Origin of the sequence: Pseudoruegeria aquimaris, from assembly GCF_900172235.1 — a bacterium.
GTDB lineage: Bacteria > Pseudomonadota > Alphaproteobacteria > Rhodobacterales > Rhodobacteraceae > Pseudoruegeria > Pseudoruegeria aquimaris.
On sequence record NZ_FWFQ01000045.1, the window covers coordinates 1 to 13,215 of the forward strand.

Genomic DNA, 13,215 nt, shown 5'->3' on the forward strand with positions numbered 1-13,215 from the left:
AGATCGGCCCCGATGCCGCCTGAAAGCGTGTCCGTGCCGGCACCATCAAGCAGGATGTCGTTTCCGGCGGCGCCTGCCAGGCTGTCGTTCCCGGGGCCGCCGGAGAGCATGTCGGCCCCACTTCCCCCGGCGAGGGTATCGGCGCCGAGCCAGCCTTCCCGCGTGAGGCCGGCGGGGCCGGGGGAATATGTGAGGGCCGTGATGCCCGGCTCGCTTCCGGAGGAGGCATAGATGCGCAGGTTGTTGCCTTCGGGCATGAGTGCCATGGCGGAAATGTTCCGAAGGCTCGTGACCGCTCCGTCAACGAAGGTATCGCGCAGCAGGAGGCGGCCGTCCTGTGTCAGCAGGAAGAGGCTCACCCCGTCGTCGCCGCCCCCGGCCACGACATATGTGCGCCCCGCGACGGTTGCCGTTTCCAGTGCCTGCAGCCTCCCGAACCGTGTTGCGAGCGTGTCGGCAAGGTGGTCCGTCAACAGCAGCTGGCCGCCGGGCAGCAGACGGAAGACCGAGATCGTGCTTGATGCGGAGCAGCCCATGAGCACATAGGTGCCACCCTGCACCGTTGCCGTAGCCAGAGCGGTGGGGCCGGAGATGCCCAGCCCGTCCCGGGCGCCGATATGGGCGGTGTCCAGCAGCGCCCCGTCGTCCCGTACCCTGTAGGCGCTGAGGCCGCTTTCGCTGGCGGAGGCCGTGAACAGGTAGCGCGTGGCGCCAAGCTCGGCCACCGCCGTGGCACTGATCCGGTCGGCAAAGCGGGCGGCCGTATCCGGCACGTGGTAGGCGGTTTCGATCTGCAGGCTCTCGCCGAGGCGCCATCGTTGCAGGCCGCTGCCTTCGCGCAGGCCGGCGAAGAGATAGGTCTGGCCCCCCACGTCCACGGACGTGAAGCCGGAGAGGGTGCCGGATACGGGCGCGGGGAACCGCAGGGCGACCTGACGATCGACCTGCCCGTCATCCGAAAGGGCATAGACGCGCATCAGGCCGCCGGGGATCGTGCTCGGCAGGAGATAGCGCGCGTCGCCGATGGTGATGTCCGTCAGGCTCATGGGGGGCGGAAGGCCGTTCTCCATCGCCGGGCGGCTGGCCTGATCCAGCAGAACCGGTGTGGGAAAGGTGCTGATGTCGAAGACAAGAACACCGTCTCTCGACGCGGAATAGAGACGTTTCTCGCCATCTACGTCCATCAACAGAAGATCGTTGATGGACGTGGCGTAGGCCTGCCCCGTACCGAACGTATCTGTGTGGATGAACCCCATGCCAGCTAGCCCGATTCTGATGCCTATGGGCCCATTTCACTGGGGCCGCGGGCGCGCGCCGGGCCGCGATTGGGGCGGGAACGGGGCTTTAGGGACGGATTTTCTTCAAAGTGAACCTTCCACCCGGCGGCGGGCCGGGGGCCAGGTCGCCGCATGGTCGATGTACCATTGCACGGTCTCTTCGAGCCCGGCCGCGAGAGGCACGGAAGGTCGCCAGCCTAGTTCATCACGCAGGCGGCCGGGATCGATGGCGTAGCGCAGGTCGTGACCGGGGCGATCGGTGACGAAGGTGATCAGGTCGGCATGGGGGGCGCAGGCCGGGCGCTTCCGGTCGAGAATGGAACAGATCATCTTCACCAAAGTCAGGTTGGCCACCTCCGTCTCGCTGCCGATGTTGTAACGGCGTCCCGGCGCGCCTCTTTCGAGCACGGTCAGCAAAGCCGCGGCGTGATCATCCACGAACATCCAGTCGCGCACGTTCTCTCCGCTGCCGTAGACAGGGATGGGAGCCCCGGAAAGTGCCTTCAGGATCACCACGGGAACAAGCTTTTCCGGTGCCTGGAAAGGGCCATAGGTATTGGAGCCGTTCGTGGTGAGGACCGGCAGGTCATAGGTCTTGTGCCAGGCCCGCACCAGGTGATCCGCCGCTGCTTTCGAGGCGGAATAGGGACTGTTGGGTGCGTATGGGCTCCGTTCCGAAAACAGGCCGTCCTTCCCCAGGGAGCCATAGACTTCATCGGTCGAGACGTGGAGAAAGCGGAAGTCCTCGGGGCTTTGTCCTTCCTCCCGGTAGCGGCGTGCGGCTTCCAGCATGTTGAACGTGCCGGTGATGTTGGTCTGGATGAAGTCGGAGGGGCCGTCGATGGAGCGGTCGACGTGGCTTTCGGCGGCAAGGTGGATCACCGCATCCGGCCTGTGCCGGGAAAATATCCGCTCCAGCGCGGCGCGATCCCGGATGTCGGCCCGTTCGAAGCTGTAGCCCGGGCCGGAGGCCACGCTGGCCACGTTGTGAAGGCAACCCGCGTAGGTCAGGGCGTCGAGATTGACCACGGCGTGGCCACGCGCAATGGCAAGCCGGATGACGGCGCTGCCGATGAAGCCTGCCCCCCCGGTCACGAGGATTTTCATGCCGCCGGGTATCCGCGCAGGGCGGTACAGACCCGCTCGATCTCGTCGTCCGTCAGTCCTGCGTAGATCGGCAGCGAGACACAGCCCTTCGAGAACAGCTCGGCGCCGGGCAGCTCCCAGCTGCGCCTCTCCCAGGCCTTCATGCGCCAGAGCGGGGGGTAGTGTACCGAGCATTGCACCCCATGCGCCTGCATGTGGGACAGGAAGCGCGCGCGGTCGACATCCCGGAGCACGAACAGGTGCTGGTTGCCCTGCGCCTGCCCGTCGATCGGATGTAGCCCCGCCATGTCGCAGGCCACGATGTAGCGCTCCGCGATGGTGCGCAGCCGTTCGAGGGTTCGGGGCAGCCGCCGCAGTTGGCTGCGCCCGATCGCGGCCTGGATGTTGCCGGGGTTGCACTTGTGGCCCATGATCGGCAGCGCGTATTCCCAGTCGCTGCTGCCGTTCTGGTAGCGCCCGGCCACGGGGCGGTCCACCCCATGCAACCGCGCGGCACGGCACCAGTCGGCGAGGGCGGCATCGTCGGTCAGGATGACGCCGCCTTCCGCGGCATTCAGGATTTTCGTCGGGTAGAAGCTGAAGATCGAGGCGAAGGTGGGCAGGCTGCCCACGAGTCGCCCTTCGGCGGGCCCGTCCGCGTAGCGGGCACCGATCGCATGGGCGCAATCCTCGACGACGATCTGCGCGGCCTTCGCGGCGGCTTCCAGCAGGTCGCTCATGCCCGGCAGGGGAACCCCGGCATAGGGCATCGGGGCCAGGACAGAGCCTGCTTCGGCACTTTCCAGCAGCAGTGCTGCATCCGAGGCGCCGGTCTGCGGGGCGGTATCCGCCAGTACGACGTGCAACCCGGCATGATGCGCCTGGAAGGCGGGGCCGGCGAAGGTCGTCGCCGGGATGTGGATGGGGGTGCCTTCGGCAAGGCCCGCCACCCGGCGCAGGTACTGAAAGACGAGCATGTGGCCATTGGTGCAGGAATTGACCATCACCGCATGAGCGCGCCCATGCATGTCCGCCAGGGCTTCCTCGAAGGCGAAGACCTCTGCACCCATGGTGAGAAAGCCGCCTTCCAGAACCGCTGCAGCCGCGGCCCGGTCCTCCGCCTCGAGGTGAGGCCGGTGGAAGGCGATGAAGCTCATTTTTCTTTCTGGGATTCTGCGGAATCCGGCGCGAAACCTGCCCGCCCCACGCCCACGTAGGCCTCGAACCCGGCGCGCTTGGCATCCTTGGGGGCGTAGATGTTGCGCAGGTCAGCCATGCGGGGCTTGGCCATGCGCTTGGCCATGCGCTTCAGGTCCAATGCGCGGAACTCGTTCCACTCCGTGAGCAGAACCACCGCATCGGCGTTCTGCACCGCCTTGTAGGCGTCTTCCATCCAGTGCACCCCCGGCAGCAGCGCCTCGCCTTCGTGGCGGCCCTGCGGATCGGTGACGCGCACCTTGGCGCCGGCCCCCACGAGGGCGGGGATCAGCGTAAGGGAAGGGGCGTCGCGCATGTCGTCGGTATCGGGTTTGAAGGTCACCCCAAGCACGGCGATCGTCTTGCCGTTCACCGAGCCGTCGCAGAGATCCATCACCTTGTCGATCATGCGCCGCTTCACCTCTTCGTTCACGGTGATGACGGTTTCGGTGATCTGCATGGGAAGGGCGTGATCCTGCCCGATCCGGGCCAGCGCGCGGGTATCCTTGGGGAAGCAGGAACCGCCGAAGCCGGGGCCGGCATGCAGGAACTTGTTGCCGATGCGCCCGTCGAGCCCCATCCCGGCGGCAACCTTCTTCACATCCGCGCCCACGCGCTCGCAGAGGGCGGCGATCTCGTTGATGAAGGTGATCTTGGTGGCGAGGAAGGCGTTGGCGGCGTATTTGATCATCTCCGCGCTTTCCAGATCCGTGGTGAGGATCGGGAATTCGCGCAGGTAGAGCGGGCGGTAGATCTCGTTCATCACCTCGCCGGCGCGCGCGCTCTGCACCCCCACCACCACGCGGTCGGGGCGCATGAAATCGTCGATCGCCGCGCCTTCGCGCAGGAATTCCGGGTTGGAGGCCACGTCGAAATCGGCGTCGGGCGCGGCCTTGCGGATCACCTGGCGCACCTGGCGGTTGGTGCCCACGGGCACGGTGGATTTCGTCACAACCACCGTGTAGCCCTCGATCGCCCGGGCGATCTCTTCGGCGGCGGCGAAGACATAGGTCAGATCGGCATGGCCATCGCCCCGGCGCGTCGGCGTGCCCACCGCGATGAAGACGGCCTGCGCCCCCTTTACCGCCGCCGCCAGATCCCCGGTGAAGGAAAGCCGGCCGGCGGCCACGTTCTTGGCCATCAGCGCCTCGAGCCCTGGCTCGTAGATCGGCACCTCGCCCCGCTCCAGCATGGCGATCTTCTCGGGGTTGTTGTCGACGCAGACGACCTCGTGGCCGAAATCCGAGAAACATACGCCGGAGACAAGTCCGACGTAGCCCGTTCCAATCATCGCGATGCGCATGTTCTGCCTCCGGTGTTTGCCTCCCTGAGTGCCGTCTGGCGTGAAGGGCGTCAACGTCTTGATGCATGTGGACGGGGTTTTCCGCTGACATTTCCGGGCCATGGTGGCGATCCACGGAGAAGAAAGCGGCAGGGGCGCGCTGTGGGTATGGCGTGAAACAGGGCTGGGGAGCTATGCTGGCGGGCAGATAGACCTCAGGGAGAGCCCCCATGCCGAGCCAGCAGGAAATTCTCGATGCCATGCAATTCGATCTCTCCGGGTTGAACGGGCCGATCAACACCACCGGCGCGGCGCGCTACACCATCACCTACCAGTTTGCCGGCAACAGCCAGCCCGGCGATCTCTGGAATGCCTACAGCGGATGGACGGCCTTCAGCGCTGCCGAAAAAGCGGCGGTCCGTGCGATGATGGCCCATGTGGAAACCTTCCTGAACGTGGATTTCGTCGAAGTCACGGGGCAGGCCGACCCCGACATGAATCTCGGAAAAGTCTCTATTCCGGGCAATACCGTGGGATACGGTGGCTATCGCTATTCCTATTTCGGCAATGGCACCCTGGCCGATTACGACAATTTCGCCGTCTACGACAATTCGCTCGATCTCTCCCAGGCGCAGTGGCAGGGGCTGATCCTGCACGAGATCGGCCATGCGCTGGCCCTGAAGCACCCGTTCGAAGGGGGCACGACCCTGCCGGCGGCCTTCGACACCAACAAATACACGGTGATGTCCTACGACGAGAACCCGGACATCAATGCCGATGCCGACGCGATGATGCTGTTCGACATTCTCGCGCTCCAGGATCGCTGGGGCGCGGTGGCCTATAATGCCGGAAACAGTGTCTATACGGGCCCACGCACCAATACGGTGGATCCGATCTGGGATACAGGCGGGACCGATGTGCTGGATGCCTCTGCCCGCAGCGGTGCGGTCACGCTGGATCTGCGGGAAGGCATGTTCTCGCGCTTCGGAAGCCATGATGACGTCGTGATCGCCTACGGGGTGCAGATCGAGAATGCCATCGGCGGCTCGGGTGCGGATACCATCACCGGCAACGGGCTGGCCAATGATCTGCGCGGGCGCGGCGGGGCGGACACCATCGCCGGGAACAACGGCAATGATACCCTGCTCGGCGAAGGCGGAAACGATCTGCTGCGTGGCGGCAACGGGGCCGACCTGCTGAAGGGCAACCGGGGCGCCGACAGGCTGGAGGGCGGCGGCGGCAACGACCGCCTCGAAGGGCTGGAAGACAACGACGTGCTTCTGGGCGGGCAGGGGGCCGACCGGCTCTTCGGCGGTGGCGGCGCCGATACCCTCAGCGGCAACCGGGGTGCCGACCGCCTGTTCGGCGGCGACGGCAACGACCGGCTCTACGGCCAGGAGGACAATGACATCGCCTACGGCGGCCGTGGGGCGGACAGGCTCTACGGTGCCGGGGGCAATGATACGCTGACCGGGGGGGATGGCGCTGACACGCTGGAGGGTGGCGACGGCGCCGACGTGCTGTTCGGGCTCGACGGCAACGACAGGATGCTTGGCCAGAACGGCAACGACCGGCTCGAAGCACATGCCGGGGCCGACGTGCTTTTCGGCGGATCCGGCAACGACACGCTCAAGGGCGGGCTCGGCGATGACAGCCTCTACGGTGGCAACGGGGCCGATCTGATCGCCGGCGGGGCCGGTGACGATTGGCAGACCGGCGGGGCGGGGGCCGACATCTTTGTCTTCACCGGCAGTTTTGGCAGCGATACGGTCTCGGGTTTCGTGACCGCAGCCCAATCTGCGGTGCACGACGTGTTGCGCCTGAAGGCGGGCGCGGAAGTCTCCAACCTCGCGCAGTTCAAGGCGGCCGCGCAGCAGGTGCCCGCCTCCGCATGGGTGAGGTAAGCCCGGGCGGTGTCCAGGGCCTCGCGGATGGTCACGTCCATGTCGAGGTAGCGGTAGGTGCCGAGGCGCCCCACGAAGGTCACCCCCTCGGTGGCCTGCGCCTTTGCCACGTAATCCCCCAGAAGTGCCTTCTCCTCGACCATGCGGATCGGGTAGTAGGGGATATCCTCCGGCCCGCAGGCACGGCTGAACTCGCGGTAGCAGACGGAGCCCTCATGGCTTTCCCAAGGGCTGAAATGCTTGTGCTCGGTGATGCGGGTGTAGGGCACCTCCACCTCGCCATAATTCATCACCGCACAACCCTGGTAGTCGCCTTCGTAGGTGAAGCGCTCGAAATCCAGCGTGCGGTAGCCCAGCCGGCCCAGCTCGTAGTCGAAGTAGCCATCGAGCGGGCCCGAGTAGAAGATATGATCGAAATCGGCCGCCATGCCTGGCGTGAACCAGGTTTCCAGGTGCACGGTGATGCGTGGATGATCGAGGATGCTCTCCACCATTTCGGTGTAGCCGTTCTCCGGCATGCCCTGGAAACGGTGGAAGAAATAGTTGTCGTCGTAGTTGAAGCGCACTGGCAGGCGCTTGAGAATGGAGGCAGGCAGCTCGGTGGGCGAGCAGCCCCATTGCTTCTGGGTGTAGCCCTTGAAGAAAGCCTCGTAGAGCGCGTTGCCGACGAAACGCAGCGCCTGTTCCTCGAAGGTCTGGGGATCGGTGATCGAGGTATCGGCCTGCGCCTCGATGAAGGCGCGGGCTTCGTCCGGGCGCATGGTGCGGCCGAAGAACTGGTTGATCGTGTGCAGGTTGACCGGCAGCGAATAGACCGCTCCACCCGTCGTGGCCTTCACCCGGTTCTTGTAGGGCATGAAACAGGTGTGGGCGTTCACGTACTCCCAGACTTCCTCGTCGTCGGTGTGGAAGATGTGCGGGCCGTACACATGCACCATGACCCCCGTTTCGGCGTCGCGTTCGGTGTGGCAGTTCCCACCCACGTGATCGCGCCCGTCGATGATCGTCACCTCGTGGCCGGCCTGCGCCAGCTCACGCCCGATCACCGCGCCCGAAAGCCCCGCGCCGACAAGAAGAATGGATTGGCTCATTACGTAACGCCTCTTTGGGAATGCACTCGTTGAACAATGATCACCGCCCCAACACAACGGTTTCGGCGCCGAATCTCAAGCCCCACCCCTACCCTTCCTGACCCACCCCAGGAAAGCCGCATCGGCGGAGCGCAGGCGTTGCTGGCCGGTGGCGGCCCAGATGCCGCGCCATTCGGCCTCCAGCGCGTAGACGTCGACCCCCGGCGCGAGCCGGCGCGCGGCCTCGAGCGTTTCGGGCTTGAGCACGGGGGGCGGCACCGTCTCCACCACGCCGTCGCGCAGGGTGAAACGGATCAGATCGCCCGGTTCTTCGCTGATGTGGTAATCGGGCAGGTGATCGGCGGCGATCATGTCGCGCACCATCTTTCTAAACACCCGCCGCGGGCTGGCGGAGCCCGATTTCTTCTGCAGCACCTCCAGCGAGACGCGCCAGCTTTCCTGCCGGCCGCAGTGCTTGCGCGCCAGTTCGTAGACGCGCCGCTCCAGCGGTTTTCGCATGCGAAAATAATCCCGGCTCAAGGTCAGAACCGATTTGCTGAGCACCGCGTTGAAGAGCCATTCCGAAAGCGTCACCGCCACGCTGACCATGCGCCCGCCCCGGCTGCGGCGCACGATCTCCCAGCTTTCGATCAGGCCGAAGCCCGTGGTGATCTCCTGTCCGCCGGTTTCGAAATTGGTGGTGATGCGGGTGCCGGCCAGGCGCTCGAAGGCTTCGCGCAGCCGCTTGTAGCCGTCGCCGGAGGTTTCCCGGTTGGTGGCCACCAGCAGGTCGTGGGCCTTCAGGTGCAGCGTCCGGCTCACCGGGCGCCCGGCGTTGAGCGCCGCCATCAGCTGGCTGACGCAGAAGATCAGGATGTCCTTGTCGTGGATCGTGGCAAGCCCCTTCACCGAGGGCGTCACCTCGATCTGGACGCCATTGTGCTCGTAGGAGAGGATGCGCCGGTCCGGCCGCGTGGAGAGCGAGAACATCGGGTGCTCCATGCTGCCCATGTCGTCCTTGGGGATGGCATCGAAAATATCGCAGACGAAGAAATCCGCCGTCGGATGGCGATCGGGCAATAGCCCCCCGCCTGTCGTCCCTGCCCCTGTCATCGCCTGCACTGCCCGATTCTTCTTCGTGGTTTCAGTGACACCCAGCCTAGGGTTATCCACAGGCCCGGTCCAGCCTCGCCAACGTGGCTTCGGAATCGCCGCAACGTGGGATCAGAGTCGCTTCATCGTGGGATCAGATTCACATGGCTCCCCGGAAAGCGCATCAGGCCATTGAGAAATCAAGCTTTTTCGAGAAAGCCGAAGCCCCTTAACTATAAGATAACTCATAAATAACTTGATAAAAAAATCTCGCGCCCCTCTAGATGCCCGGGCAATCACCCTGAAAATGCTTAGAAAATCGTGTTTTGTGCGTATTTCCGTTCCATGTGCGCATTTTTTTGGTATAGGTTGGAAAACAGCTAACATGAGGCGTTTTTCATGGCATCAGAGGCGGCCGGGCAGCCCCCCTATTTCAACATCGATCCAGATCGCGCATTGGCGGACCTGGACAGGCCAACCACCACCGATGGCTTCGCCGCCATCGCCGCCGCCTGCGCCCGCGGGCGGGAGGATCTCGCCAGCCGGGGCCTGAACGATGAAGGCCGCAAGGAGCTGCGCCTCTTCTCCACCTGGGAGATCACGAAGTACCTGATCCCCGTGGCCACGGCCCACTTCCGCCGGGTGCTCAAGCAGAACCCAAACCTGCCCCAGGGCCGCAGCGAGACGGCGGGCGGAGCCAAGTGGTTCACCCTGGACGAAGTGCTGCGCCTGCGCGCCCATTTCGCCACCGAGGGCTCCAAGGCGAAGGAATACGCGCCCTACCGGCCCAAGGATCTCCCGGCGAAGCTCGTGGCCGTGGCCAACTTCAAGGGCGGCGTCGGCAAGACGTCCACCGCGGCGCATCTGGCGATGAGCGCGGCGCTGGATGGCTACCGGGTGCTGGTGCTGGATCTGGACAGCCAAGGCTCCATGACCTCGATCTTCGGCGGCAAGGTAAGCGATGAATGGCAGACGGTCTTCCCTTTGCTGGCCCGCCATTACGCCAGCCACCTGCAGGCGGAGAACCGGGCGCGGATCGGCCGGGGCGAAGATCCCGTGCCGCTGGACGACACGCTCTCCGAGGCGCTTGCGGTGAAGGCGGCGGACCTGATCCAGAAAACCCACTGGCCCAACATCGATCTGATCGGCGCGCAGCTCAATCTCTACTGGGCGGAGTTCCAGATCCCCGTCTGGCGGATGCAGGGGCGCAGCTGGAAGCTCTGGGATGCGCTCACCGAGACGCTTGAGGCCGATGGGGTGCTCGACGACTACGACGTGATCTTCATCGATACCCCCCCTGCCCTCGGCTACCTGACGATCAACGGGCTGGCGGCGGCCGACATCCTGCTGGTGCCGATGGGGGCCTCTTTCCTGGAGTTCGATTCCACCGGGCGCTTCTTCGACATGCTGCATTCCACCTTCGCCTCCATCGAGGAGGGCGAGAACATCGCGGCGCGGGCGCTGGGGCGCGAGGGGATCGCTTTCGAATGGGACGCGGTGCGCGCGGTGATCACCCGCTTCGACGGCGCCCAGCAGGCCGAGCTGGCGGCGCTGATGCAGGCCTACATGGGCCGCACCCTGAGCCCGCACAAACAGGATTTCACCGCGCTGATCGGGCAGGCCGGGGAGCAGGTGAACGGGATCTACGAAGCCGACTACCGGGATTTCAACCGCGAGACCTACGTGCGCGGCCGGATGACCTTCGATGAGACCTATGCTGCCTTCAAGCGGCTTTTGCTCGGGGTCTGGCGGCGGGATGAACTGGCCGCGCGGGAAGAAGCCGGGCAGGGGGCATTGCTGTGAGTTTTCGCATGCGAAAAGACTCTGCTTTCCCCGTTTCAGGCTCTATCGGGGCGGTTGGCCGCGTTGTGAGCACGCGCCCTATCCGGCGGGGAAATTCGGTATCAGAAGATCGGGGAGGGGCGTGAAATGGCCAAACGCAAACGGCTGACGCCGGCGGTGTTCCTGGAAGAGGGGGAGGCGGTATCATCGAGGCCCGTCGCCGGCCCGCCGATTGCGCGGGTCTCCGGCGAGGCCGCGCTGGCGGGGGCGCTGGACGAGGTCGCCGGGGAGTTGCGCGCGGCCCGGGAAGAGGGGCGGCTGATCCTGAAGCTGCCGCTGGCGGCGATCCGGCGCGATCACCTGGTGCGCGACCGCATTCCCAGCGACGATGAGGAGATGCAGGCGCTCATCGCCAGCATCCGGGCGCGCGGCCAGCAGGTGCCGATCGAAGTGAGCGAGATCGAAGGCGGGCAGGGGGCCTACGGGCTGATTTCAGGCTGGCGCCGGCTGGAGGCACTGTCCCGGCTCGCGGAAGAAGACGCGGAACGCTTCGGCTCGGTGCTGGCCCTGGTGAAAGCCCCGGCGGATGCGCCGGAGGCCTACCTCGCGATGATCGAGGAAAACGAGATCCGGGTGGGGCTTTCCTTCTACGAACGCGCGCGGATCGTGATGCGCAGTGTTCAGGAAAGGGTCTATCCCAGCCAAAGAGAGGCGCTTCTGGGCTTGTTCCCCACGGCCTCCCCGGCCAAGCGGAGCAAGATCAAATCCTTCATTCCTCTCGTGGAGGGGCTCGATAGCGCGCTGCGCTTTCCCACGCGGATCTCCGAACGCCTGGGGCTGGAACTGGCCAAGCGCATGGCCGAGGACCCGGCTTTCGCAGCCCGGCTTTCGGAGCGGCTGCAGCGGGAGGCGCCTGCCGATGGCGATGCGGAGATGGCCCTGCTGACGAAGGCGGCCACGCAGGCGGTGCCGCGGGGGGCGAAACCGGCCGCCGAGAAACCGCAGGAGCTCGTGCCGGGGGTGCGGCTTTCGCGGAAGGGCAAGGGGATCGCGCTCGAAGGCAAGCGTGTGGACGCGGCCTTCGAGAAGAAGCTTTCCCGCTGGATCAGGGACGAATTCGGCTGACGTTGCCAGGGTTTTCGCATGCGAAAATCCGGGCTGGAACGTCCGCTAAAAGGTGAGAATGTCGTCGCTCAGAACGCTGGCGTCGGTAATGCCTTCCAGAGTGAGAACGTTGCCCATCCCGAAATCCAGCACCAGATTGCCCGCCTGAACATGTGCGATATCGGACAGTTGCAGCGGACCGCCGCCCCAGAGCGAGGCCTCCAGGTGCAGGGTGTCGAGATCGTTCCGAAAATCCCGGATCACATCGGTGCCGTCGCCCAGGCCGAAGACGAAGTGATCCGCGCCAGCACTTCCGATGAGCCAATCCGCACCGCGGCCACCTGAAAGCCTGTCGGCCCCTTCGCCACCGAAGAGCGTATCGCTGCCGCTGCCTCCGAACAGCGTGTCATTCCCGAGGCCGCCCCGCAGCAGGTCATTGCCGTCGCCGCCGGAAAGAGTGTCATCGGCGCCGTGGCTTTCCAGCCTGTCGTTTCCCGGGCCACCATCCAGCCAGTCCGCGCCGTCATTGCCAAAAAGTGTATCGGCACCATCCTCGCCGAACAGTCGGTCCGTCCCGGCGCCACCTGCGAGGGTGTCATCTCCTATCCCGCCTGAAACGGTGTCGTTCCCGGCTCCACCATACACGGCGTCGGAGTCCTCCTGACCGTTCAGCGTGTCATTACCGTCGCCGCCGAAAAGCGTATCTGCGCCCCGGTTGCCCCGGGCGAGATCATTGCCGCCGCCCGCGATCAGTACGTCATTGCCGGGCCCGCCGCGCAGGGTGTCGGCATCTTCGAGCCCCTCCAGGCGATCGTTCCCCTCGCCGCCGTCGAGGATGTCGCGCCCGCGGTTCCCTTTCAGCGTATCGGCGCCGCCGCCACCCGAGATGTTGTCGTTGCCGGCCTGTCCGAGCACCAGATCATTCCCGCCCGCGGCCAGGATGGTATCGTTGCCTTCCGCGCCGATGATCAGATCGGCCACCTGGCTGCCGGGCAGGGTGTTGGGGGTCTCGTCTCCGGTGATAACCTGCCCTTCCCAGATCAGCCCGTTGGGCGAGCGTGGCACCGAAAGGATCCTGTCGGTGATGAAGAGCGCCGTGTCGATGGGCTGGCCGTCGTGACTCTGGATCTCGAGGGTTTCACCGCGAAACAGGATACGTGCTCCGCTTGCCGTCGCGGTGATCGACAGCTGGGCGGCCGCGTAGAGCATGGCGAAAGCGGAAAGATCGAGCCTGTCCTCGGCGATGTTGAAATCGGTGATCCGGTCGGTGGCTCCATCCGCGGAAAGAACGAAAAGATCGGCCCCGATGCCGCCTGAAAGCGTGTCCGTGCCGGCACCATCAAGCAGGATGTCGTTTCCGGCGGCGCCTGCCAGGCTGTCGTTCCCGGGGCCGCCGGAGAGCATGTCGGCCCCACTTCCCC

General features: G+C 65.3%; 9 protein-coding genes and 1 pseudogene. 3 read left to right on the plus strand and 7 right to left on the minus strand.

Annotated elements, in window-relative coordinates; translation table 11 throughout:
• The 4 genes from PSA7680_RS19110 to PSA7680_RS17955 form a co-directional block, all read right to left on the minus strand.
• Positions 1–1,256 (minus strand): calcium-binding protein (locus tag PSA7680_RS19110; RefSeq protein WP_370738578.1); only part of this gene is annotated, 1,256 nt, incomplete at its 3' end.
• Positions 1,257–1,361: 105 nt separating this feature from the next.
• Positions 1,362–2,384, minus strand: a complete 1,023-nt coding sequence (rfbB, locus tag PSA7680_RS17945; protein WP_085870039.1) for a dTDP-glucose 4,6-dehydratase — start codon at positions 2,382–2,384, stop codon at positions 1,362–1,364.
• A complete protein-coding gene (locus PSA7680_RS17950) occupies positions 2,381–3,520 on the minus strand; it encodes a DegT/DnrJ/EryC1/StrS family aminotransferase (RefSeq protein WP_085870040.1) in 1,140 nt (379 codons plus the stop codon). Before PSA7680_RS17950 ends, rfbB begins: the two co-directional genes overlap by 4 nt.
• On the minus strand, positions 3,517–4,863 hold the full coding sequence (locus PSA7680_RS17955; RefSeq protein WP_085870041.1) for a UDP-glucose dehydrogenase family protein: 1,347 nt from the start codon (positions 4,861–4,863) through the stop codon (positions 3,517–3,519). Before PSA7680_RS17955 ends, PSA7680_RS17950 begins: the two co-directional genes overlap by 4 nt.
• 770 nt (positions 4,864–5,633) lie before the next feature.
• On the opposite strand from PSA7680_RS17955, the gene PSA7680_RS17960 reads away from it, so the two are divergent.
• The gene (locus tag PSA7680_RS17960; RefSeq protein WP_245824750.1) at positions 5,634–6,746 is read left to right on the plus strand and encodes a calcium-binding protein; all 1,113 of its coding nucleotides are present in this window, start codon (positions 5,634–5,636) and stop codon (positions 6,744–6,746) included.
• On the opposite strand, the pseudogene glf reads toward PSA7680_RS17960, so the two are convergent.
• Together glf and PSA7680_RS17970 are read right to left on the minus strand one after the other, a co-directional pair.
• Positions 6,725–7,837: pseudogene (glf, locus tag PSA7680_RS17965) on the minus strand (UDP-galactopyranose mutase); the annotation flags it as partial. The gene PSA7680_RS17960 and the pseudogene glf sit on opposite strands and share 22 nt — an antisense overlap.
• A gap of 75 nt (positions 7,838–7,912) precedes the next feature.
• Positions 7,913–8,929, minus strand: coding sequence for a replication initiator protein A (locus tag PSA7680_RS17970; RefSeq protein ID WP_085870043.1), 1,017 nt, complete (start codon positions 8,927–8,929; stop codon positions 7,913–7,915).
• A 378-nt stretch (positions 8,930–9,307) separates the two neighbouring features.
• Between PSA7680_RS17970 and PSA7680_RS17975 the strand changes: the two genes are divergently transcribed.
• Both PSA7680_RS17975 and PSA7680_RS17980 read left to right on the plus strand, forming a co-directional pair.
• Positions 9,308–10,711, plus strand: a complete 1,404-nt coding sequence (locus tag PSA7680_RS17975) for an AAA family ATPase (RefSeq protein WP_085870044.1) — start codon at positions 9,308–9,310, stop codon at positions 10,709–10,711.
• Between the two features lie 126 nt (positions 10,712–10,837).
• The gene (locus PSA7680_RS17980) at positions 10,838–11,815 is read left to right on the plus strand and encodes a ParB/RepB/Spo0J family partition protein (protein WP_085870045.1); all 978 of its coding nucleotides are present in this window, start codon (positions 10,838–10,840) and stop codon (positions 11,813–11,815) included.
• 45 nt (positions 11,816–11,860) lie between these two features.
• Here the strand turns inward: PSA7680_RS17980 and PSA7680_RS19115 are convergent.
• Positions 11,861–13,215: calcium-binding protein (locus tag PSA7680_RS19115; RefSeq protein WP_275936550.1), on the minus strand; the 1,355-nt coding region annotated here is incomplete at its 5' end.